Source organism: Runella defluvii (genome assembly GCF_014195535.1).
GTDB classification, from domain to species: Bacteria; Bacteroidota; Bacteroidia; order Cytophagales; family Spirosomataceae; genus Runella; species Runella defluvii.
In genome coordinates, this window is the sequence record NZ_JACIBY010000018.1 from 75,370 (window position 1) to 98,282 (window position 22,913).

The following is a 22,913-nucleotide window of genomic DNA, read 5'->3' on the forward strand; positions in this document are numbered from 1 at the left end:
CTTAATTTCCTTCAAACCGCTGCTTCCCTTGGTTAATTTTATTTTTCTTATCAAAAATATCCCGTAACTGTCCCCTATTTAAAAATTTCTGACCCAATGGTCCAGTATCCCTCTCGTACATTAAATTCATCTTTTCAAATGGTGAATGTAATAGGCCTAAAGAGTGACCAAGTTCATGCGCAGCAACCTTACGAAGAGATTTTGAGCTAGCTAATATGTTTCTTGAAATATACATGAAATTTTGACCATGTTCAGCATAACCGATGTTTTCCCCGCTATTTTCCGGGTCTGGAACATTATCGGTAATTCGAAATACATGGTCTTTTTTTCCTACAAAAAATTTTCTAGCCCGAATATCCGTGGTGACTTCCCATTTAATCGTTTGACCCGCTACAATTGGTTCATCCACGCTCACGCCAGTAAAATGTTCCTTAATACCCTCTGATATTGTAGATGCATACTGCTTTAATGCTTTTTTTGACAATCTCTTTTCATGATCAATAAGTACTCCTTTTATATGGATTCTATAGGTAATTGTGTTCGTTTCTGGGTCAATATGTTTGTTAAGTGTAACTTGTCTTCCGTCTGGATCAATGTAGGTAAGCGGATTATTTACTACAAAACTGTAAGGCGATAAATTCGGATAACTAGACGCTTTGGGATCAACACTCATCCACTGGCTCGTCGCCGGGTTATAATACCTCGCTCCATAATAATACAATCCCGTTTCGGCATCTCGCTCTTTGGCATTGTACAAATAGGGAGTTGCCTCAGAACTGTTACGCTCTTCAAAAAATGTCTCTCCAAAGGCCGAATACTCCACGTGTTGGACGGCTTCTCCTAGCACATTGCTTACGTAGGAAGTACTTCCCAAATGGTCTCCGTGGTAAAAATATTGATTGAGCTCTGCAAGGTGTCCCGTTCCTCTAAACCCATACCCTGCCTTTACGGAGTCATTACTCGGAATCGGGCTGACATAAATGGGTGGGCCGTTGGTGGGTTTGGTGGTATTGCCAGGCCACCCAGCAGGAATGTTCCCTGCAGTACTATCCACCACCACGGGTGGCGCAATGCCACTGTTTTGGGGTTCGGCATAAAACAGCTTTTGGGTAGGCGGGCCAGGACTAACGCCCAAAGTAGCGTAATAATTGACTCGGTCTTGTTTCAACTGCGCGGCTCGCTGAATGTAATTGACTCCCCCTGCCGTCAGTGCCGATTGTGGAAAAGAAATATTGGTAAAACTTCCCGTACCAATTTTGGAAACAATCCGCTCAGTTTCGACGTAAATGTGCTTGGTAAAGCCCGTCCTTCTACATACCAAATACGGACTTACATAAACCGTATAATTGTCACGGTGGTTGATGGTACCCGCCGCAGCGCCGTTGAGCCAAGTTCCTTGAACTCCTCCACTGCTTTTTATCACCCTATCACCCGCCGCATCGTAAGTGTATTCACTGAGTAGGCCGTTGTCGAGGATGGCCATTAAGCGATTGTCTTCGTCCCAAAAATACTCCGCACCGCCAAAAACCGTGAGGTTTCCGTTGAGGTCGTAACGGCTTTTTTTGTTGCCAATCTGAGTGGGTTGGTGGGGAGCAGTGCCGCCGTATTGGTAGTTATATTGGTAATTCCCAGAAGTATCGCGTTTTGTTAATTTTTTGCTGAGAATGTTCGACAAGTTGTCGTAGGACATTCCCAACGTATAGGACGCCGTGTCTTTGCTGCCTTCGTACTGTCCCGTGGCAGCGACGAGTCGATACAAATTGTCGTAGCTGTATTTTTGACTGGCTTTGCCTCCGAGTTTTCCTTGTTGCGGCAAGCTGTTGTTAATAATCCCTGTGATATTACTGACAGCATCGTAGGTGTAGCTATTGTTCAGCATCGAACGACCACTTGCCGCCGTGGTTTGCAAGCCTTTAAGGCGGCGACGCTGCTCATCAAAAGTATAATTCATTTCGGTGCCATTGCCGTACTTCATATATACGTTGGTTTCGTATTCGTCGTAGCCTATTTTGCTGACGTACGCATACGCATTCCCCGCCTTTTGACCATCGATACTCGCTAGCCCGCCTGCCCGATTGTAGTGATAATTAACCACTTCACCATCGGGGTAAGTCATTTTTTTGAGACGATTCCAAGTGTCGTATTCTTGCTCACTGACGTAAGTAGTATAAAAAACTTCATTGACCAACACCGTCCGAATTTCTTTGGTGACTTCGCCTAATTTTCCATAGAAAAGCTCTCGCCCACCACTTGCATCTTTTACCAGCGTCAGTCGCCCCGCCCGATTGCCCGAGTTGGGAGCGCCGTAGCTGTAACTTACTTTGTTTTGGTAATAAATGGGATAATCGATATCGACAATGCGTTCGTAATCATAACCGTACTTGATAGCCCCTCCTTTGGGAATTGTTTTTCGAAGTTGGGCGCTTGTTTTTTGTACCAAGTTCCCTGCCAAATCGTAGCTAAATTCGCTCAAACCCGCATCAGGATGCAAGGTACTAATGCGACGTCCTAGGTTATCGTAGGTATTAACAATGTTATTTTTGAGGTGGTCTTCTACCCGCAACAATTCACTCAGGGCATTGTAGAAATAATTGGTAAAAATCGTCCCATCGGGGCCACCGTATTGCCTCACTTGGACTTGACGGCCTCTTACATCATCCAATTTTTCAATTCTATTGCCCAGCCCATCCTTGCTTTCGGTAATGAGCTGATTATTAACCGCCGAGTAGCTCATGGTTTCAACCGTGCCATCGGCCAATTCTCGCCGCACCACTCGGTCGGTGATATCATAACTGACTGATTCGAGTAGGTTCCCAATCGTCGTTGATATCTTGGTATTTTCAGCCCCCAGCGCCTCCGTCGTAGGGTAATACTTTTTGACAACCCGTCCGAAAGCATCGTATATATCCCCCCCCGATACAATCATTTTTAATTCATCGGCGAGGTTTTTACCTTTGAAGAGCGCGCCCAATTTTTTGGTTTCAATTTCTCTCCCCAAACCATCCATAAAAGTCACAATATCAATGGAGCTGTCGTATTCAGGGTCGTAGTGACGGGTAAGGGCGTACGGGGTGCTGGCCTCGGGATGGTATTCAAAGGCCAAAGTATATGCTTTGCCTGCGGCCAATTCATAAGGCCCAGTAATGGTACTGATACGTCCTCGGTTGTCGATTCCGAATCGAATTGGTTGGTTTTGAATACTCGTACTTTGAATTCTATTTCCAAAACGGTATTCGTACTCCGCTGTGCTGCTGTAGCCATAAGCATCAGTGGTTTTTACGGGGTAGCTGTGCGTCACGTTGTCGTAGGCATATTGATAAAACAGCCGTTGCCCTCGGTAATTGGCGGGGCGTAAAAGTTTACTCAAATTACCGTACTCGTCGTATTCAAGGTCATAATTGGCCGAAGTTCCATCAGCCAAAAACGCCCGCACTTGAGTGAGATGTCCTTTGCTATCTATGGCGGTCGTACGTTTTCTTTTGGTTCCTTCAGCCGTTGTCACAATTACCTCCGCAGGAATGTTCTTGAGGTAAGCAACGTCGTTGTTATGGTACGAAACCTTGGCAGTGAGCACGTCTTGGGGCGTGCCATTGCCCGCGTCAATGAGCTTACTAATGTTCCCAAAAGCATCATAATCGTACTGCATGTACGTACTCGCACCAGCCACCGCTTTCCCTTCGTATATCCACCTGTCGTTTCGAATCAGGGCAGGAAAAAATACGCTATCACGCACGGCTCTTAACTCGTAGGTATTACTACTTTCACTGAATTTATTGCCCGCAGCATCGCGCAAGATTTCGTTTTTGAGTAACCCTTTTAGGTAATAGTTTTGGTTCAAAAAAACTTCTTCCGAAGTGCGGTACACGGCATTATTGTTAGCCGTATTTAGCTCTTCGGTAACAACATTTGCAAAACCATAAAATTCTCTTTCGCGACGATTATAGCGCCCGTTGGCATAACGAAATCGGCTACGCAAGGTGTCTATCCCGTCGCCCGCTACACCGTCGTACACTTCCAAGCTACTCAACGCCCATACGTTTTGGGACGACATTTCGTAGGTATTACCCAAGCGTTCATAATTCATTGAAAAATAAGAACCTAAAGGCCGTTGAACGCGCCGTAACATATTGGTACGCCCAATGGTAGAACTACGCACCGACAAATCTCCTTCGTTTTCGGAATGTACGACATCAAGATAACCATCGCCATTGACGTCCAGCAACTGATCCATTTGCCCCGAAACGCCGTGCCCAACGTTAAAAGAAGGGTTGATACAAATTTTTATAATGATGATGTTGATGGCAATGGTCAGGGCAGCGTTAATAGATTCTCCAACGGAAACGGTTTTATTGAGACTTGCCGCTCCTTTCCAAAGTAGCGGGGGTCCCAAACGGCTACCCGTGTTCAATTGAACCGTCAGTGGATTAGTCGAGGTAATTCGGTCGGGTAAGCCATCGCCATTGATGTCTTGGAAGGTCAGTTGGGTATTATCGTCACTGCGCGACATTCCAATACCCGCTTCAATGGTTCCCGAAAAGAGATTTACCCCAATGCCCGCCCCGAAGCTAGTTGATTTACCTTCTTCGATATTTTCAAAATTCCAACGCTCGGGAGTCGAAAATGAATACCCAAGATTTAGGGCTACCTCGCCATTTTTATATACTTTATCGGGCAAACCATCGCCATTCATATCGATCCAAGCCGCCGTTCCTGATTGTTCGTTATAACCAATACTTCCCGAAAGGCCAATGGAAGCATTCGCAGATTTCTGCTCACTTCGGGCATTGGAGGCTGTTTTATTGTTTTTGGCACTGCTTCCGCTACGTTTGTTGGAAGCCGACGCTTTGGGAAACTTCCCTCCCAAACTAAGTCCAAACGAATTGGCGGTGGTATTGGTAGGCGACAGCGCATTGGGTCGTCCCTTCGATTCCAGCCCTCCGTTTGGTAGGGTGAATTGAACATCATTGACGTGCAAAACATCAGGGTAATCGTCCCCGTTCATGTCCATCATGTCGAGTAAATTGGTCGTTGAGGCATTGGAATAGCTACCCGAAACCACAAATCCCCCCGAAAGGCTATTGACATCACTTCGTTCGATTTTGGAAACCGCCGTCAACGACGCCCCAGCGCCCAACATCAGACTATCGACGGCCACATCGTGCTTCCACAAACGGGAACTGCTCATGGTTGTTTTTGACACAAATACCGAACTATCACGGCCTATCCACGCGTTTTTTGTCGCATTACCGTACAGCGGAGCAAAATCCGAATTGGTAGGGCTCTGCACACTTTTAAGGGAATTGGGATCTTTTCGGTAGCTGGCAGTGTCGGCGAGTATTTTTTTGTAATCAACATTTTTCAGCTCGTTGAAATTCAATTTTGACTCATCCAAAGGACCGTTGCCTTTGTCGCCCGCAAATGAAAACTGCCCCCAACCGCGAAAAAGTGGGCTTAATTCATCGTCCGAATTGGTATATATTCCCGCTGGCCGCACCTTATACAGTACTTTGCGGTGTTTTCCTGTAGAGTCACTAACTAGCGTATCTATTTTGCTCCCATAGCCAATTAGGGACATGGCTTTGGCAAAACCCACGTTGGGTACGTGGTACTCCACAAAAATGGGAGTTTGAGGGGTCAAAATGAGCGATAGCGTATCAACAGCGCCCACAATTTTTCCATTTTTGACTTGCAAAATTCGCTTGGCTATGACCGAATTAGGGCTTTTGATGGTGAACACAACAGTCCCACTACTATCAGCTTTGAGGGGGACCAATGGGTACACACGAACGGTATCCAAGGTATTTTTTTCGACAACGGGGGTAGGCGAAAACCAAGTAGTGTACTTGTTATTTTCTGGCACTATCCCGCCCTTTTGTGTCACAGGCTGACGCGTCGAAGCATCCACAAACGTTAATTCATAGTTGGGCGACCAACGCACAGCCGTTCGGTCAATGTACGAATCGGCATCTATCTCAAACCGTAACAAATCTTTGACCGTTACATTTAGCGCGGTATCTTTCAGCGGGCCACTGGCGCTGGTATTTCCTGCAAAAACTCGCTGAAATGGAATAGAAATCCCTCCCAGCGAATCCTTCCGAACGATTCGTACAATGACCGTATCTGAGGTAATTGATTTGAAAAAATCACCCGAAATTTTTAAAGTTCCCGAAGCAGGAATCCCCAACGGCTGAATGGCACTGAGGATAAAGTCTTCGGAGGCTTGGTAGTGCCGCGTATCTTTTTTGTTGACATCCAACACGGGTGAAACCGCGCTCACGTAATCAACGATGGGATCCCACGCCACTTCATCGTTTTCACCATTATAAACCGATTGCACCCTAAAATAAACTCGATCGCCTTTTTTTACCTTTACATTACTCACCCCTGTCGGTATTTTGGGGGTAAAGTTTCCCGCGCCAATGGCTTCGCTCCACACGACTCCCTCTCGCACCTGAATGCTCACCCTAACGCCATCTTCTTTTTTTGATCGAAGACTGTCCGCTGCTTTTAGCAATTGAACGGGGCCTGAAATACGAACCGCTCCGTCGAAAGGTGCCGTCCAAAAACGTACGATGTCTTGGAGTGGAAACTCTTTTTCTTGGCGGTGTTGCAGGGCTGTATCGGGGGCAAAAAAAGTTTTATCCACCGTTCCACCGAGAAAAAGCGGATTAGGCGTACGCGTACTCGTTCGTTCAAAAATGGGTTCTCCCTGCGGGTCAAGGTGATTGAAAAAAACCTGCCCGTTAGAAGCAATGTCTATCAAACCATCCCCGTTAAAATCAGACAGATAGGTGGTGGTCGTGGTGGTAGTATTGGTATAATTATACCCAAAAAAGCCCAAAGGCGGAACAATCTGTAAGCCCAGTGAAAACGAAAGTGCATTGCTGGCACTAAAATCATTGACGCCACTAATGGGCTTCAGGTTTCCAAAAGCGTTGGCATTTTTTAGATTGGCCCGATAAAATAGCCGATTCCCTAATTTGATGATTTTGTCGGGAAGGCCATCCCCATTAATGTCGGTCATGCTTACCACCCCTTCATTGCCCGTGTAGTCAAACTCAAAACTTCCTCCCACCGTAAACTGCTTGGTCCAGCCGTCGCCTATAAACCCCACGGTGAGAGCCAGCCCCGCCCCAAAGCTGTTAGATTTTTCAGTACTCAACACCGAACTCTGGTCATTAAACCCTGGAATGGGATTGATGATGCCACCTTTCGCGCCATCCTTCTCTACGTTCCACTTTGTCAATTCGCCCAACGGAGCGTAACCTGAGGACGCAAGAACATCGTCGAAATAGTCGAAACGATGCGTATAAAATTCCTTTCCTGCATCATCTAGTTCGGTCACGCTTTCCAACAATATTTTGTAAAAAGCTCCTTCTTTGTATTTCAAATCGTAGGTACGAACAAGCTGATTTGTAAATGTTATGGTAACTTTTCGGAGCAAATCGGCCGTGACCATTTTAAAACCATAACGGGCATCCATACTGACATCTTTTCGCTGTGGCTCCGTCAATTGTCGGTCTCTCGTAAACGTCACCGTGTAAGGGCCTTCGGTAGAAGCTTTATTCGTATAATTGATTTTATCAATATACAGTTGTTGTCCTAGCCTACCGCCTACAACCCCTGGATTTTTTACGTTAGCGTACGTATATTGCACTCGGTTATCGTCCAAATCGCGCGTTTGTACCAATGCCCAATGGGCGATGTTTCCTAGCGTATCTTTGAGAACGGCCGCGTCCACTACGCCTTTCTCGGGCAAACCGCCGTAAAAATTTTTGACGCCGTTTTTATTTGTAACTTCCCACCAATAATTCGACGGATGCGAACCATGTCGGACGATTCTATCAAATCCTCCCTCCACCCGTGGAAAGAATTCTTTTTCAGTAACGCGTTTTTCTAACGTAGCTCGGTGCGCCGTGGGAGCCAATTGTCCCCCTTCCAACTGATACGTTTCGGTTTCCCATTGTGCATCATACCTCGGCACTCCCCAACGAGTATCTAGGTTTATGGCGGGAACAGACAAGTCCCAGCCTAGCCCCAACCAGCCATTGCCCCCACCATTGTTGTAGCGAATGCTTAATTCTGGCTGCATTCCTTGCCGCCCCGCAGGAAGTTTTAGACCAAAATCCAATGACGCACTACCCATGGTATTTGCCGTGGGAGGTGCTATCATTACAATCCCCGCCGAAGGATCGGCAGGTTTAAAATCTTTGATAGTCGTAGGCGCATAGCCTTGCGTTTCAGGGGATTCGGGCACTTTTATAATCCCGTTAATCATGTCCGTAAAATGCAGGGTATGAGACAAAACTACGTTTGAGGGCGTAGCCACCGAGTCGAACGGTAGAACGAGCCACTTGCGGAGTTGTTCATCAAAATAATAAGTGCGAATGTCGCTGGCCGTATAGCCTTCAGGAATGAGCGTGCTATCATAAGGAATACTCAACTGAGCAGCCTTACTAAATTGACTTCCATGCGGCAAGAAACGATACCCTGCCGCCCCCGCTGTTACGTTGACCATGTCTTCGTTCAACGCAGGCAAGTCGATGGCGCGTAGGGCCGTGATTGAAATTAGTTTGCTTTGGGATAAAGCATAGGCTGGAATCTCAATGGAAGCCCCTGAAATCGCGGTCGTAACCAAGGTTAAATCTAGCCCTTTTTCACGGTCAAAATGTCCTAAACTTTCTCCTTGCCTCACCTCTGACGTGTAAACTTGATCCGCTTTTTCAGCGCGCACAAAGCAGACATCCTTGGTAACAATTTCACCATTGGAAAAGGTGGCTTTCAACGACGCCCTAAACGATGTCTTACCAGGATTGTCAAGCAACGCTTCAAATTCACCACTATATACAGGGATGCGTTGGTCACCGCAGGTCAACAAAACGGGTTCTTTCAAGCTCCCTTTTTGCGGTTGAGGAAGGCGGATCATTCCTTTGATATAGGCATTTTGTCCATAAAAAACGCTATCGGGTTGGTTGAGCACAATCGCTTCCTCTCCTTTCGATTGCTGCTTAAAAACGATGCGTACTTGCTTAACTTCGTACTGATAATTCGCCTCCAAAGGCAACGAAAAACGAATGACGTTGTCGCCAGAATGCAAAAGCGCCAAAGGGATGGCCTCTTGCTGACTACTCCACGCCTTATTGAGCTGAACAAAATGCGCTCCAATCGCCTGCGATTCGTTGATGCTTCGGGCAACAGACTCGTGGGTGCTTACACCGTACAGTTGATACTCTAAAAACGCTTGAAAGTCAGTACCAGGCAATTCAGGAAGTTGGACATGGAATACATTATCGAAAGGACTATCAATTGATTTTTTGCCCGTCGTCCCAATGCTACCATAAGCAATATCCGCATCAAATCCATATCTTACTGGCTTTGAAACAGACACACTTGCCACCGAAAGCGTTTTAGGAGTGGGAAATACTTCGGTTGTAAAGGCGTTGGTCGTTTTAATTTTTGAACCATAAAACGCAAACAGAACAACAAGCGAGGCAACGGCCACCCCTCCTTTGACAAAAATAGATACCCACCGAATCGGTCTTAGGGTTTTCAAAAGGCAGGTTAATTTGTTGACACTTTTCATTTTATCGAACGATAAATAGTTTGTGGGTTGTCACTGACCTGCCCGACTGCAACACAATTAGATAAAGGCCGTGCGTGGTTAGCTGTTCGCTAAACAGGTAGTGGTCAGCCCCGAAAGCTTCATCCGTAAGTACTTGCTTTCCTTCTGCCGAGAAAATAGACACGTGAACGGGAGCAGGTTGATGCAACCTTACTTTGATGGAAAACTTTCCGTTGGAAGGATTAGGATACACTATTTCCGAATGAAATACGCTGAGTTGGAGGCCATTCACTTGGATTTCTCGGGTTGAACTACAGCCATTTTGAGTCGTAATAAGTGTATAAACGCCTTGCTGATTTAGCTCAATTTCAGGCAATTGCGACTCTGTCTTATCAGGACTTCGCCAGCGGTACGTTATCCCCGCAGGCATATTTTCAGCCGCGTTAACTCGAACAGGCGCAGCTCCTTCCACCAAAGAATAGGTATCAGACAAACCCAGCGGTAACGGTGCTTCGGTGGGGTTGACCCAGAATGAATCAACGTACATTTGCTGCAACGCATCCGTTACGTTAAGGATATAATGCCCTGCAGAAAGACCGCCGAATTGTGCAGTCGAAAGCTTTTCTGGCTGCTGACGCTGGGCCGCAAATCCAGTTGATTTATTAAAAATTGTGAGGGAATAAGGCGGCTGTCCACCCAAAATCCGAACCTCAAACTGCCCCAAATCAGACTGTGAGCAGCTCGGCGTTGTTACTTTAGTGGTGACGAGCAGGTCTTGCGCTACGACAAATGAAAAGTGATTTTTTTGCGCCTTATTCATTGACCAAATCGTATTAAAATAAGCCAAACCCTGCTTATCAAGGTTTTTCATTTTAAAGAAACAAGTTGCCAAAGGTGCAAACTCCCCCGTTCCCGTGGTATCTACCGCCAGCCAAAACACAGGATTTGGGGGAATGGCAGCAAACACCTGTTTGGTATCCCATACAACTTCCGTCTCCCACACGTTCTTGCCAAAAGAAGACACCAGCCCCTTTCGTTTCAAAAACGTTGGCATTCCCATCGTTTTGGGGGCAAAAACCAAGGCTTGATCATTGTCTCCCCACAGCAAATACTGGTGATTGTTGAGGGAGGACGCCGCCGAAATGGTGAGCAAATGGGGGGAATGACTACTACTAGCGATTCTCTGCGACCAGCCCGAGGCGTCGTCACGACCAATACCCGCTATGTTGTGGTGAAAAATGGGAGACTCTTCCCCATTCCAAAGGGTTTTACCTAAACTATTCACGTACTTCCCGCTCGATTCAGTGAGCGTAATTCCATATTTTAGTGCCAGATAAGACGCTACTTTTAATCGTTCTTCTCGGTCAAGGACTCGGTTAAAGGCAATCAATTCAGGCACGAGACCATTGAAAACGCTGACGGGCAACTCAGGGGAAGTAGGTAGATTGCCTATGTTCCATGTCTGCTCAGCTACTTCACTACTATCGACGGATTTTAATTGCCCATAAATATTGATTTTAGGCATAGCAGGCGCTAAATCCGTAAAATTCATGTATCGAATAGCTTCCAAATCGGCCACGCGCTCGGTTGTCAAGACGAGGCTTGTTTTCTTATTTTTCTCAATGCTCCAAATCAGCTGGTCTTTTTGCCGTTCTTTGGTCTGATATACTGTAAAGAAGGTGGCACTTGGCAATCTTTCATTGCCTAATGGGAGAAAAAGGCCATTGGAAGGAGTAAGCCGCCGAGCAGGGTGGTAATTGAGTCGCTCAGCGTGGTTGCTGTCGGCCATCCACCATCGAATAGCCCCTGCTACGCCGCCTGGCGCAGGCGTCAGCTGGTTTTGGGAAAACGTTGTGAATGCTCCCCACCAAAAGACAACGACAAAAAAGGCTTTAATAGAAGCTGGGTTCATAGGAGTAATGGTTACGATTTTGACAGAATCGACGCTACTAGCTTCTTGGTTTCTTGATGAGAAGAACGCGTTTTTTGGGGTAGCTACTCATAAACTCCCAGCCCAACGTAAATTGAATTGTATTGTTGGTATTTTTATTTTCGATAAAATTATACGCGTTGGCTTCGGTATGAACTATGTCCGTCAGGCCATAATGATAACGTGCTTCAAGGTTGAGTCCCAGCCCTACAAACTCATACCCAAGCTGAAAATTAAGCCCCAAATTATTTTTTCCTTTCAGGACATTCCGAAGCTGCTGTTGTTGTTCGAGGTCGCTACCAAAAGCGGGCAATTTCCCTGTCCCGCCCGAAGTATAATTTATTTTTTCGGGAGTTAAATTTAGCCCTAATTGGGGGCCAACTCCCACGTTAAATCCATGCAGCCCATCGTGTACTTTTTCAAACGGGTATAGCTTCAACATCAGCGGAAAGTTCAGGTAACGGTAGTTGAATTGCAGGGTGTAGTTGAAGTCTTTCTCCAAGTTGTTGAAGGCTAATTCACTACCTTGCTGGGAATATAAAACGTCGAAATTAAGCGAGGCAATGGTATTTTTCAATTCCCAATTGATACCAAATCCTGCCGTAAATCCCCATTTTCGGTTATTATTCAGGGTATAATTTGTAAAAAACGGCTCGCTCAATATAGTCGTTTGTAAGGCACCAATGCCCGAATAAACCGCACCTCCTTTCAGTCCAACTCGTAAACCGTCCACCGTTTGAGCGTTAGAAAACTGTACAAAAACCCCACAAAAGAGGTAGAAAAAACAGCATGTAGTTTTCGCTGCCATTGAGTAACGGCATAATGGAGAAGAAGTACTAATTAGAGCTTTCATTGTTGAGAATAGTTTTTTCAAACACAGTAATTGGTTTTTCCTATTCCCCGCCACTCCGACAATGCTTTTGTTTGAGCAGTCGTCAAAGTTTTATATTGATTTTTGCCATTGATAGCTTCCGTATAGGCTATACGTTTCTCGGTTTAGCTTCCGAAACGGGCGTAATGAGTCTGGTCATACGTAAGGAAGAGGCTTATTTTTCAATTTAGCTAGGGCCGTAAGACAAGGTATAAAGAAAAATCGAAATAACCTCCTGAAAACCAGTATATTTTTCACCTAAGAAGCTATTAAGTTTTTTACATTCCATCCCTACCTATTTCACCCGAAAATACCCATCCAACGTCGTTTCTTCTGGTTGGTTTTGCTGTTTGACTTTTAGGATTATATACCAAGTGTGGTTTGACAAAATTTCAAAAATTTCGGAAGGACGAACATCAGCCTGCTTTTTGCAACCAACTTCTTTTTCTACGTTCTAATCGCTAATTTCTACTAAATCGGCGGTTTTTAAGAGATTAAGCGCATTTGAAAGATATTGTGTCAAAATCTCTTTCATACGTTGGTTAGAGGTATTTCCACAAGTTACCCAAATAATTTTTGGGGGGCTTCCTTTTTCTGTTACCAGATTTACAAAATCATCATCTTTTGTCAAAACAATAGCGTTAAGTTTACGTGCTGCTTCAAAAATATCTCGATCCTTGGCATCACGTAGTCCCAAAAATTTAACAGAGTATGCCTCTATATCAAACGTTTGGGTAAGCCATAATGCTAAACTCGGCGACAATTGAGCATCAACAATAATTTTCATGCTGCTCTGAGTACTGGATAATCTATTTTCTTGATGGCATACTCAACGCAAGCTTGTATATCCTCTTCTTCCAAATCGGGCAGTTCTTCTAAAATTTGCTCAAACGTCAAATGATTTGCCAACAAAGACAATACATCGGTTACGCGAATACGCATACCTCGCACACAAGGCTTCCCACCACATTGTTCAGGATTAGAGGTAATTCTATCTAAACTCTTCATTTTCACTTCTTTTTAAATCCTCCCGAAAGTTAAACATATTTCGGAAGGAGAACAATTCTTATTGCAATACATCCCACTCCAAATTTACATTCCAAAGCGCGGGCGCTTTATAGGCGAATGGCCATTGTTTTCCCGTTCACCGCCCACTCAATATACTTCTCCACTTGCGAAATAGCGAAATAAGGCAGATTCAGCAATTGAAACCGTTTACTTTGGCGGGTTGTGACAGCTTCGATGTTTAGCTCACAAACCTAGTTTGTAACAAATAAGGGGCAAATTTCAGAGCTATAAGGTTTTTGAAACCTTATAGCTCTGAACTCAGTAGAATTACCGCAACGCGTTCCAGTTTAAAATCGCATTCCACAAAAGTGGCGCGTCGTGGTGGTTGAGGTAACGATGAAGTGGGTCAAACGTAAACGCTACCACTTGGCCTTTGCCTACGGGTACGTTGAAAATAGCACCGTGGCCGATGATGGTTTGCTCATTCCGCACCATCCCCGACAGCACATACGGTGGTTCAGGTTTGGGCGTGGCGGGTTTAGGGTCTTTTACTTCTTTTTTATCGGGCATTCCCATAATCAGCCCCTTGTATTCTTCTTCTTCCTTGAGTGGCTTGGTGCCGTATTGCATCAACATCATGTCGCGGTCGCGCTTTTCGGTTTGCAACAAGGCCCCTTGTCCTTTGAAAATAGGGAAAGTGTCGGGGTAACCGTACATGATTGGGTGCGATGGCTGACGGTTTTTCACCTGAATAATCGAACCCGGGTGAAACAAGGTGGGTGATTCGTACCGTTTCAATTCGCGCACAATGCCCAAATCCGACATGATGCTCGACGAGTTATCGAGGGTAATCAATACCCCACCTTCATCGACAAACTTTTTCAACTCAGCTACTCCCTCAAAACCAGGGCCACCCGTCATGTCATCGGTGCTGCTTGGCGTGCCGTGCGACGGAAACTCGGCGGTTTTGGTGTAAGGCATGGGGCCAAATTTGGCATCTACTTCGTGCAAGAAGTTGGCTCCCGTACCGCCCACGCGAGGCACCAAAATCACGTCAAACTGCGACCGTAAGTTGCCTTTTTTCAAATGGTCTTTATGAATCGAGGTGTAAGGAATGCCGCGTTGCTCAAATGTAAAGCGCGACCAGCCTTCGTCTTGGGTTTGGTACCAAGTATGGTAAATCGCCACGCGCGGGAGGCTCACTTCGTGCTGCTTCACTGACGGCAGGGTTTTGGTCGAAATCAAATCCACGCTAAACTTCTCGGCCAATTGCTTTGCTTGGTCAGACGTTAAGCCCGAAAACACCACGGCTCCCTGTGCCAACGTGTCTTTGCGGCCTTCCAAGGTGATTTTCGCATCCAATACGATGGTTTTGGCGTTTTGCAATTTTGCCCAATAGGCAGCAGGCAATACCGTATTTTGCGCTTTGTAATTCACCACATAGTACGTTCCTTCTCCCTCGATTTTTCCATCGTACTTCACATCGGCCACGAGCAATTTCAAGTCCGATACTTCGTATTTGAGGGTATCTTGCTGGGTTACATTTACGCCATTGAGGTACTGCAACGTCCACGCAATCGCGTCGTACGGGGGGAATTTAGCTTCTTTCGGATAGTTTTGTTTGGTCAACAACGAGTACGCATAGTTGCGGTACGGTTGGTTCAACAACACTACATAATCTCCCTGATTTTTACCCGTTTCGGCCTTGTGAACTTCAATTCCTTGGGTACGTAACTGATTGACCAAATACGCCGCCATCGCGGGGTCGCGTTGTTGCTTACCAATCACAAATGCCTTCGGGCCGTCTTTGGCTGCTTTGGACAAGTTATTCAAACTTTTTTGGTAAAAATTCTTCAACAATAACTTACCATTGGCAGCCGCGTATCCCAACGACGCCAATACCCCCGCTTGCATATAATTGATGTTGTTTCGGAACGACCAATATACTTTTTCGGTCGCAGGATACGGGCGGTACCACTCACGACTTGTCACGTTGTCGCCCGCAAATTTGGCATTGGCCAAGTCACGCATGAAGGTATTCGCGCCCGCATTTCCGTAGGTTTCGTAAAAACGCCCCACGGAGTTGTGGTTGTTGGCCACCCAAATGCCGTAGCCAGGATACCAGCCATCGTAGAAGGCCCAGTTGAACACCCCAGGAAGCCCTTGCGCGGCCAACGTCGTCATGTCGTGGTCGGCCATGATTTGCCATTCGCCAATCGCTACGGGATCCACGGCTTCGCTGTATGGACCCGTTCCTGTTGAAATGTACAACAACGGCACCGACTCGTGCAAGTCGAGCATCACCGTAGGATGCCAGTCGAAGTAGGCTTTAAAAATACTTTTTGTGATGGCCTGCGAGACCTGTAAGCCGTCGCGGTTGTTGTCGTGATAGACGTACTTTCCCCAATACGGTGGTGAGGCAGGCATTCCGTCGTCAAAATCTTTGCGTTTTTTGGTGTAACGGTTGTACCAGTCCACCATTTTGTCCCAGCCGTCGGGCTCAGACACGGGGTTAATTATCACAATCAGGTTGTCGCGAATGGTCTTGATTTCGTCAGACTGTCCCGTTACCAACCGATAGGCCAATTCCATCAGCATTTCGGGCGAGCCCGTTTCGGAGGCGTGCATTCCTCCGTTCAGGAAATACACCACTTTACTATCGCCCAAGATTTTTTGCACGTCGGCCGCATTTACTTTGCGCGGGTCAGAAAGGAGTGATAGTTGTTTTTTATAATGGTCGAGGCGCTTGATAGTGGCCGCATTGGCAATAACGGACATTTGAATGGGACGATTTTCTTCGGTCGTACCAATCTGTTCGTTGACGATGTTGGGCGACGTGTGCGCTAATTTTTGAAAATAGCCGTAAATATCCGCCGTTCGGTGCAGCACGCCTGGAGCTCCGACGATTTGCCCAAATTGCTTCAACGGCGACGGGATTTTAGGGTCGTTGACCAAATCCAGCACCGACGAGGGCAGAAAGCGCGGGTCGGTCGTAAATTCTTTGATTTTTTGGTTGTAAGGCTCGTCGATTTGCTGAGCCTGTGCCGTCAGCGCGAGGGCACTCGCACACGCTCCCGACAACAAGAAACGATATAGTGATTTCATAGGGATTAGGCTTTGTGTAAATGGTTTTAGACCCCTCTCCCGAAAGCGTTCGAGAGAGAGGTGACAAAGGGTGTCACTCCGTTAGCAAAAAGCGGTCTTTTACAAGTGATTCCAGTTGATGAGGGTATTCCAAATCATCGGTGCATCGTGGAGGTTGATATAACGATGCAACGGATTAAACGTAAACGCCACCAAACGACCTGCCCCCACGGGAACGTTGAAAATTCCGCCGTGACCCACGATGGTCTGCTCGTTTCTTACCATTCCCGAAAGCACATACGGTTCTTCTTTCTTAGGTTTGGCAGGCGTAGTCTCTTTAGCCGTTTTGCTGTCAGGCAATCCCATGATTGGGCCGTTGTATTCTTCATCTTCTTTCAATGATTTAGTGCCATATTGAAGCACCATCATGTCGCGATTGTACTTTTTGGTCTGCAACAACGGTGAAATACCTTTGAAAATCGGGAATACTTCAGGGAATCCGTACACAATTGGGCTATCTGATTTGCGTACCTTAACGTTTACAATAGAGCCTGGATGGTAGAGACCTGGCGTTTCTACTTTATCCAAATCGCGGGTAATTCCTGTTTCCGCAATCATCGCAGAAGTGTTGTCCAAAGTCACCAATACTCCACCTGCTTCCACAAACATTCTGAGCTGGTTCATCCCATCAAAGCCAGGCCCACCTGTCATGTCAGGAGTGGAATCAGGAAACCCGTGCGAAGGAAATTCTGGGGTTTTGGTATAAGGCAATGGCCCAAATTTTTTATCAATTTCGTGAATAAAATCACTGCCCGTACCACGCATTTTTGGAATCACAATCACGTCGTATTTACTGCGTAAGTCGCCCGCCTTCAAATCATCTTTTTCGATGGAAGTGTAGGGAATTCCACGTTGGTCAAAGGTAAAACGCACCCAACCTTCGTCTTGGGTATTGAACCAACTGTGGTAAATGGCCGTCCGTGGGAGGGTCACTTCGTGTTGTTTCACGTTAGCCGCCGCTTTGGTCGCGGTCAGGTCAAGCCCAAACTGCGTTGTAATATTCTTAGCCTGCTCAGGCGTAATTCCCTGCAACACCACCGACCCCGCGGCCAAGGTATCCTTTACCCCGCTCAGGGTAGTTTTGGCATCCAACACCATCGCCTTGCTCGATTTATTCTGCGCTTTTAGCCAATACAAGGCCGACAACACCGTGTTTTGCGCTTTGTAATTGAGGACATAGTCTGTACCCTCTCCTTCCACTTTACCCGTATATTTCACTTCTTGATTCACGAGGGTAAGGTCGTTGGCAGCATACGTGACGTTGTCAAGGGCTTTGACGTCAACACCATTCAGGTACCCGAGCGTCCACGCAATGTCGTCATACGAAGGGTACTTGGTGTCTTTAGGATAGTTTTGTTTGGTCAACAACGAAACCGCCAAATTGCGGTATGGCTGTTCCAACAACACCACATAGTCCCCTGAAGAGGCTTTGTGAACCTCAATTCCTTGCCCACGCAACTGATTGACCAAGTAGGCCGCCATGGTGGGATCATTTTGTTTTTGGGGAATGGAAAACGCACGTGGCGATTCGGTTTTTCCTTTTTGGATAGCATTTACTCCTTTTTGGTAAAAATTGGTCAACAACAACCGTCGGTTATTGGCGGCATAGGTCAAGCCCGCCAACACGCCTGCTTGCATGTAATTGATGTTGTTTCGGTACGACCAATTCACTTTTTCGGTAGCGGGATTGGGCCGATACCATTCTTTGCTCGTTACGGGGTCGCCTGAGTATTTTTGGTTCGACAAATCGCGCACATACGTCGTGGCACCCGCGTTGCCAAATGTCTCATAAAAACGTCCGATTGAGTTGTGATTGTTGGCAATAAAAAACGCGTAGCCAGGGTTCCATCCGTCATAAAAAGCCCACGTAAACACCCCTGGTAATCCCTGAGAGGCTAACGCTGTCATTTCGTGGTTGGCCATGGTTTGCCACTCACCAATGGTGATGGGGTCGATGGCATCGTTGTACGGCCCTGTTCCCGTAGAAATATAAAGCAACGGCACCGACTCGTGCAAATCGAGCATCACCGTTGGGTGCCAATCGTAGTAAATTTTGTACATGGCTTTGGTCAACGCCTGCGACGACTGTAAACCATCGCGGTTGTTGTCGTGATAGGTATATTTTCCCCAATACGGCACGCGAGGGAAACCATCCTCATAGTTTTTACGATCTTTGGTGTAGCGATTGTACCAATCCACTTGTTTGTCCCAGCCATCGGGTTCTGATACGGGGTTAATCAACACAATGATATTATCTCGAACGGCTTTACTATCAGGCGTTTGGGCGGTGATTAAACGATACGCCAACTCCATCACCATTTCGGGAGAACCCATCTCGGGCGAGTGAAGTCCGCAGTTGATGTAATACACCAATTTGGTATCGCCCAACACCTTTTCCAGCTCCGACGCGGGTAATTTGCGCGGGTCGGCCAGCAGCGAAAGTTGTTTTTGGTAGTGGGCCACGCGTTTCATGGCGTCTTCGTTTCCGATGGCCACCAAGTGAATCGGGCGACCTTCTTCGCTTGTTCCTACCTGTTGCATGGTCAGGTAAGGCGAACTTTGCGACAGTTTTTGAAAATAGCCATAGATGGTCGTGGTGTTGTGCAAAATCCCAGGTGCGCCCACAATCTCGCCAAAGTGTTTACGCGGCGATGGTACCTTCGGGTCATCGGTTAGATTGAGCACCGACGATGGCAAAAAGCGGGAATCTGTGGTGTATTCTTTAATTTTTTGGTTGTACACCTCGTCGATTTTCTGGGCGTACGTGGCTGCCGAACAAAAAGCAATGGTAGAAACGGCAAGCGGTCTAAGCAGACGTTTGAAGTACATGTGAGTTAGTTTGGTTAGGACGGATGAAGTAATGCAGGCATTAACAGCCTTTAAAGATGGCACTATAAATTGCCTATTTCAAGTATCATTACGATTTAATTTTCTATCCCAACCCTCAAACTTTTCATATTCGTACAAAACATTTTTATAATCCATAAATAGCGCATTCCTTTCTTTTCAAGCCCTGTTGTATTCGCGCCAGATTCACTATTTTTGGCTTTTCAATCCATTTAGTTTCATCAACCCTTACGTAGCCATGTTTAAACCCCTATTCTGGGCCAGCCTTTTCGCTACCAGTGCAGCCATTGCCCAATCGAGCGTGCATTTTGCCACCCACCCTACCCTGAGCCCCGACGCTAAAACGGCCATTTTTGCCTACGAATCTGACCTGTGGAAAACCGACCTTACCTCGGGCATTACCTCCCGCCTCACAGCCATGCAAGGCAACGAATCTCGCCCACGTATTTCACCCGATGGGAAATGGTTGGCATTTACGGGTACTGAAAATGGGAATGCCGATGTGTTTGTGATGCCCCTCGAAGGTGGTACCATTCGGCAACTTACCCACCACAGCACCTACGATTTGGTAGAAGCTTGGTCGTGGGATTCACAAACAATTTATTTTGAATCGGGAGTACAAAACAGCGGCACGACCTACACCATTTCGGTAATCGGAGGAACGCCCAAACGCGTTTTTAAACATTATTTCAACCGCACGCACAACGTCGCCGAAAGCCCGACGGGCGAGTTGTTTTTCAACGACACCTGGGAAAGTGATGACCAAGCCATGCGCAAGCGCTACAAAGGCGACTTCAACCCTGATATTCAGTCGTACAACCTAAAAACCAACACCTATAAACGCTACACCGACTACCGTGGCAAGGACATGTGGGCGACGATTGACAAAAAAGGGGCCATTTATTTTGTGTCGGACGAAGCCAACGGAGAGTACAATTTATACACTTTCGTAAACGGACAAAAAACCGCCCTCACTTCGTTCAAAGAATCCATCAAACGGCCTCAGGTAAGTGCCGATGGCAGCAAGGTTATTTTTGAAAAAGACTACCAACCTTGGGTGTATGACGTTGCGACTAAAGCCGCTGCTCCGCTCAAAATCAACCTAGTCAGAAACTTTACGCTCACCAAGTGGCAAGATTTTAAAGTAAGTGGGTCAATCTCGGCCTTTGATGTCGCTCCTGACAACAAAAAACTGGCCTTCATTTCGCGGGGAGAATTGTTTGTATCGGACATTGAAGGAAAGTACATTAAACAACTCAAAACCACTCCTAACGAACGCGTTCAGGAAGTAAAATGGTTGGCCGATACTTTGACGTTGTTGGTAGGACAAACCGTAGGTGGCTACCAAAACTGGTTTACCCTCAAAGCCGACGGCAAAGGAACACTCAAACAACTTACCACTGATACCCAAAACAACCGTCAGCTAGTTTTTAACAAGGACCGCAGCTCGGGCGTGTATTTGAGCGGACGCAACGAAGTTCGCCTACTCGACCTCAAAACCTTTGAAAATAAGACGATTGTCAAAGATGAGCTTTGGGGTTTTTACAACGACAACGCCTACTTCTCGCCCAATGGCGAATACGTGATGTTTACGGCTTACCGCGATTTTGAAAGAGATATTTTCCTGCATCACCTCACCAAAAACGAGACTATTAACCTCACCAACACGGGTATTTCGGAGTCGGCGCCTGTGTGGTCGCCCGATAGCAAGTACATTTATTTTGAGTCCGACCGTATTAACCCAGGCTATCCGTTTGGCCCGCGCAATGTAAAAGTTTACCGCTTGGCACTCACCAAAATCGAAGACCCGTTCCGCAGCGACAAATGGGAGGATTTGTTTAAAGTAACCAAAAAAGATTCGACCGCTACGGCGGCCAAAACGCCCGAAAAATCGAGCAAGAAAAAGAAAGCTACGCCTGCCGAGCCTAAAAAAGAAACCAAGAAAGAAATCAAACCCATCGAGATTGATTTGGCTGACATTTGGGAGCGCATGGAGCAAGTAGGGCCGTCGTTTGGTCAACAAGGCTCTCCCGCTGTTTTTCAAAAAGACGATAAAACCTACGTCATTTACGTTTCTGATCACAGCGAGGGCGAAAATAAGCTTTGGCGCACGACGTACGAGCCTTTCAAAGCCCCCAAAACCGAGAAAGTGGAAGACGGCGTTCGCGGGTACGATTGGGTACAGGTAGGCGATAAATCGTATTTACTCATCAACGGTAAACTCAAAAAATTCACCCCAGAATCGGGTAAAGCAGAAGATATTACGATTGACTTTACCTTCCGTCGCAATTTGGAAGAGGAGTTTCGTCAAATGTATTATGAAGCGTGGGCGAGTGTAGAAGAAAATTTTTACAATGAAACCTTCCACGGTGCCGACTGGAAAGCCCTACGCGACCGCTACGCCAAGTACTTGCCTTATCTCAACCAACGTGACGATTTTCGGACATTGTTCAACGATATGCTTGGCGAGCTAAACGCCTCTCACTTAGGGCTTTATAGCAACGGAAAAGAAGAAGAAGTTTTCTACAAATCTCGCACGATGGAAACGGGGATTCTTTTCGACAACCAGCGCCCGTTTGTCGTTGACCGCATTCTAAAACGTAGCGCCGCCGACAAACACGGAAAAAAAATTGGCAAAGGTGACATCCTCACGCACGTCAACGGTGAGGCGATAGACTCGCTCCAAAACCGCGACGTGTATTTTACCAAACCTTCGTCTGATACCGAAATTACGCTGACGTTCCGCCGCAGTAACGTCGATTCTAGCTACTCGGTGAGAGTGCATCCAAGAGGTTCATTATCAGGAAATTTCTACGATGAATGGATGGATTGGAACCAAAATTACGTGGACGAAAAAAGTAAAAAACGGATTGCCTACGTACACATGAAAGACATGGGCATGGGCGAATACGAGCGTTTTGTCCACGACATGACCCGCGATTGGTACAAAAAAGATGCTTTAATTCTGGATTTGCGCTACAACACAGGCGGAAACGTCCACGATTTGGTGCTTAATTTCTTGTCGCAAAAGCCTTATTTGCAGTGGAAATACCGCGAAGGAAAACCCACCCCTCAACCCAATTTTGGGGTAGCGGCGAAGCCAATTGTATTGCTTATCAACGAACAATCGCTCTCGGATGCCGAAATGACCGCCACGGGTTTCAAAGCCCTCAAGTTGGGTAAAGTCATTGGCACCGAAACCTACCGCTGGATTATTTTTACGTCGGGCAAAGGGCTCGTCGATGGCTCGTTTTATCGTTTGCCTTCGTGGGGATGTTATACGCTTGATGGCAAAAACATTGAGCAAGAAGGTGTCGCGCCTGACATTTACATCAAGCAAACATTTACCGACCGCCTCACCGACAAAGACCCCCAACTCGACCGCGCCATCGACGAGATTTTAAAAGACCTGAAGTAGAATTTCTGTTATCTTTGAAACCCGTTATCGGAATGACGATTGAAAGAATGACGAAGTACGAAGTAGAAACGAGGTGCTCCCCATTCCTAATTTCGTCATTCGTAACTCGTTCACTCGTCATTCACAATACTCT

At 46.5% G+C, this 22,913-nt stretch carries 8 protein-coding genes; 1 reads left to right on the forward strand and 7 read right to left on the reverse strand.

Features of this window, described 5'->3' with window-relative positions; translation table 11 throughout:
* Position 1 precedes the first annotated feature (1 nt).
* The 7 genes from FHS57_RS27330 to FHS57_RS27360 form a co-directional block, all read right to left on the reverse strand.
* Entirely contained in the window at positions 2-9,553 is a 9,552-nt protein-coding gene (locus tag FHS57_RS27330; protein ID WP_183979301.1) for a SpvB/TcaC N-terminal domain-containing protein, read from the reverse strand.
* 31 nt (positions 9,554-9,584) lie between these two features.
* Complete coding sequence (locus FHS57_RS27335) at positions 9,585-11,474, reverse strand: DUF8202 domain-containing protein (protein WP_183979302.1); 1,890 nt, start codon at positions 11,472-11,474, stop codon at positions 9,585-9,587.
* Positions 11,475-11,511: 37 nt separating this feature from the next.
* A complete protein-coding gene (locus tag FHS57_RS27340) occupies positions 11,512-12,345 on the reverse strand; it encodes an outer membrane beta-barrel protein (RefSeq protein WP_183979303.1) in 834 nt (277 codons plus the stop codon).
* Between the two features lie 472 nt (positions 12,346-12,817).
* Positions 12,818-13,150 carry a DUF5615 family PIN-like protein gene (locus FHS57_RS27345; protein ID WP_183979305.1) on the reverse strand — a complete coding sequence of 111 codons (333 nt, stop codon included), beginning with the start codon at positions 13,148-13,150 and terminating at the stop codon, positions 12,818-12,820.
* Positions 13,147-13,371, reverse strand: a complete 225-nt coding sequence (locus FHS57_RS27350) for a DUF433 domain-containing protein (RefSeq protein WP_183979307.1) — start codon at positions 13,369-13,371, stop codon at positions 13,147-13,149. The genes FHS57_RS27345 and FHS57_RS27350 overlap by 4 nt, the downstream gene beginning before the upstream one ends.
* Positions 13,372-13,698: 327 nt before the next feature.
* Complete coding sequence (locus FHS57_RS27355) at positions 13,699-16,476, reverse strand: M14 family zinc carboxypeptidase (RefSeq protein WP_229601470.1); 2,778 nt, start codon at positions 16,474-16,476, stop codon at positions 13,699-13,701.
* A gap of 99 nt (positions 16,477-16,575) precedes the next feature.
* Entirely contained in the window at positions 16,576-19,344 is a 2,769-nt protein-coding gene (locus FHS57_RS27360) for a M14 family zinc carboxypeptidase (protein WP_183979309.1), read from the reverse strand.
* A 256-nt stretch (positions 19,345-19,600) separates the two neighbouring features.
* Here FHS57_RS27360 and FHS57_RS27365 point away from each other — a divergent pair, with 256 nt between their 5' ends.
* The gene (locus tag FHS57_RS27365) at positions 19,601-22,780 is read left to right on the forward strand and encodes a S41 family peptidase (RefSeq protein WP_183979311.1); all 3,180 of its coding nucleotides are present in this window, start codon (positions 19,601-19,603) and stop codon (positions 22,778-22,780) included.
* The last annotated feature ends 133 nt before the right edge of the window (positions 22,781-22,913 follow it).

Excerpts from the sequence above, each read along its gene's own strand:
- FHS57_RS27335 (WP_183979302.1), bottom strand. The coding sequence starts at position 11,474 with ATGAACCCAGCTTCTATTAAAGCCTTTTTTGTCGTTGTCTTTTGGTGG.
- FHS57_RS27365 (WP_183979311.1), top strand. The coding sequence starts at position 19,601 with ATGTTTAAACCCCTATTCTGGGCCAGCCTTTTCGCTACCAGTGCAGCC.
- FHS57_RS27360 (WP_183979309.1), bottom strand. The coding sequence starts at position 19,344 with ATGTACTTCAAACGTCTGCTTAGACCGCTTGCCGTTTCTACCATTGCT.
- FHS57_RS27345 (WP_183979305.1), bottom strand. The coding sequence starts at position 13,150 with ATGAAAATTATTGTTGATGCTCAATTGTCGCCGAGTTTAGCATTATGG.
- FHS57_RS27355 (WP_229601470.1), bottom strand. The coding sequence starts at position 16,476 with ATGAAATCACTATATCGTTTCTTGTTGTCGGGAGCGTGTGCGAGTGCC.
- FHS57_RS27340 (WP_183979303.1), bottom strand. The coding sequence starts at position 12,345 with ATGAAAGCTCTAATTAGTACTTCTTCTCCATTATGCCGTTACTCAATG.
- FHS57_RS27350 (WP_183979307.1), bottom strand. The coding sequence starts at position 13,371 with ATGAAGAGTTTAGATAGAATTACCTCTAATCCTGAACAATGTGGTGGG.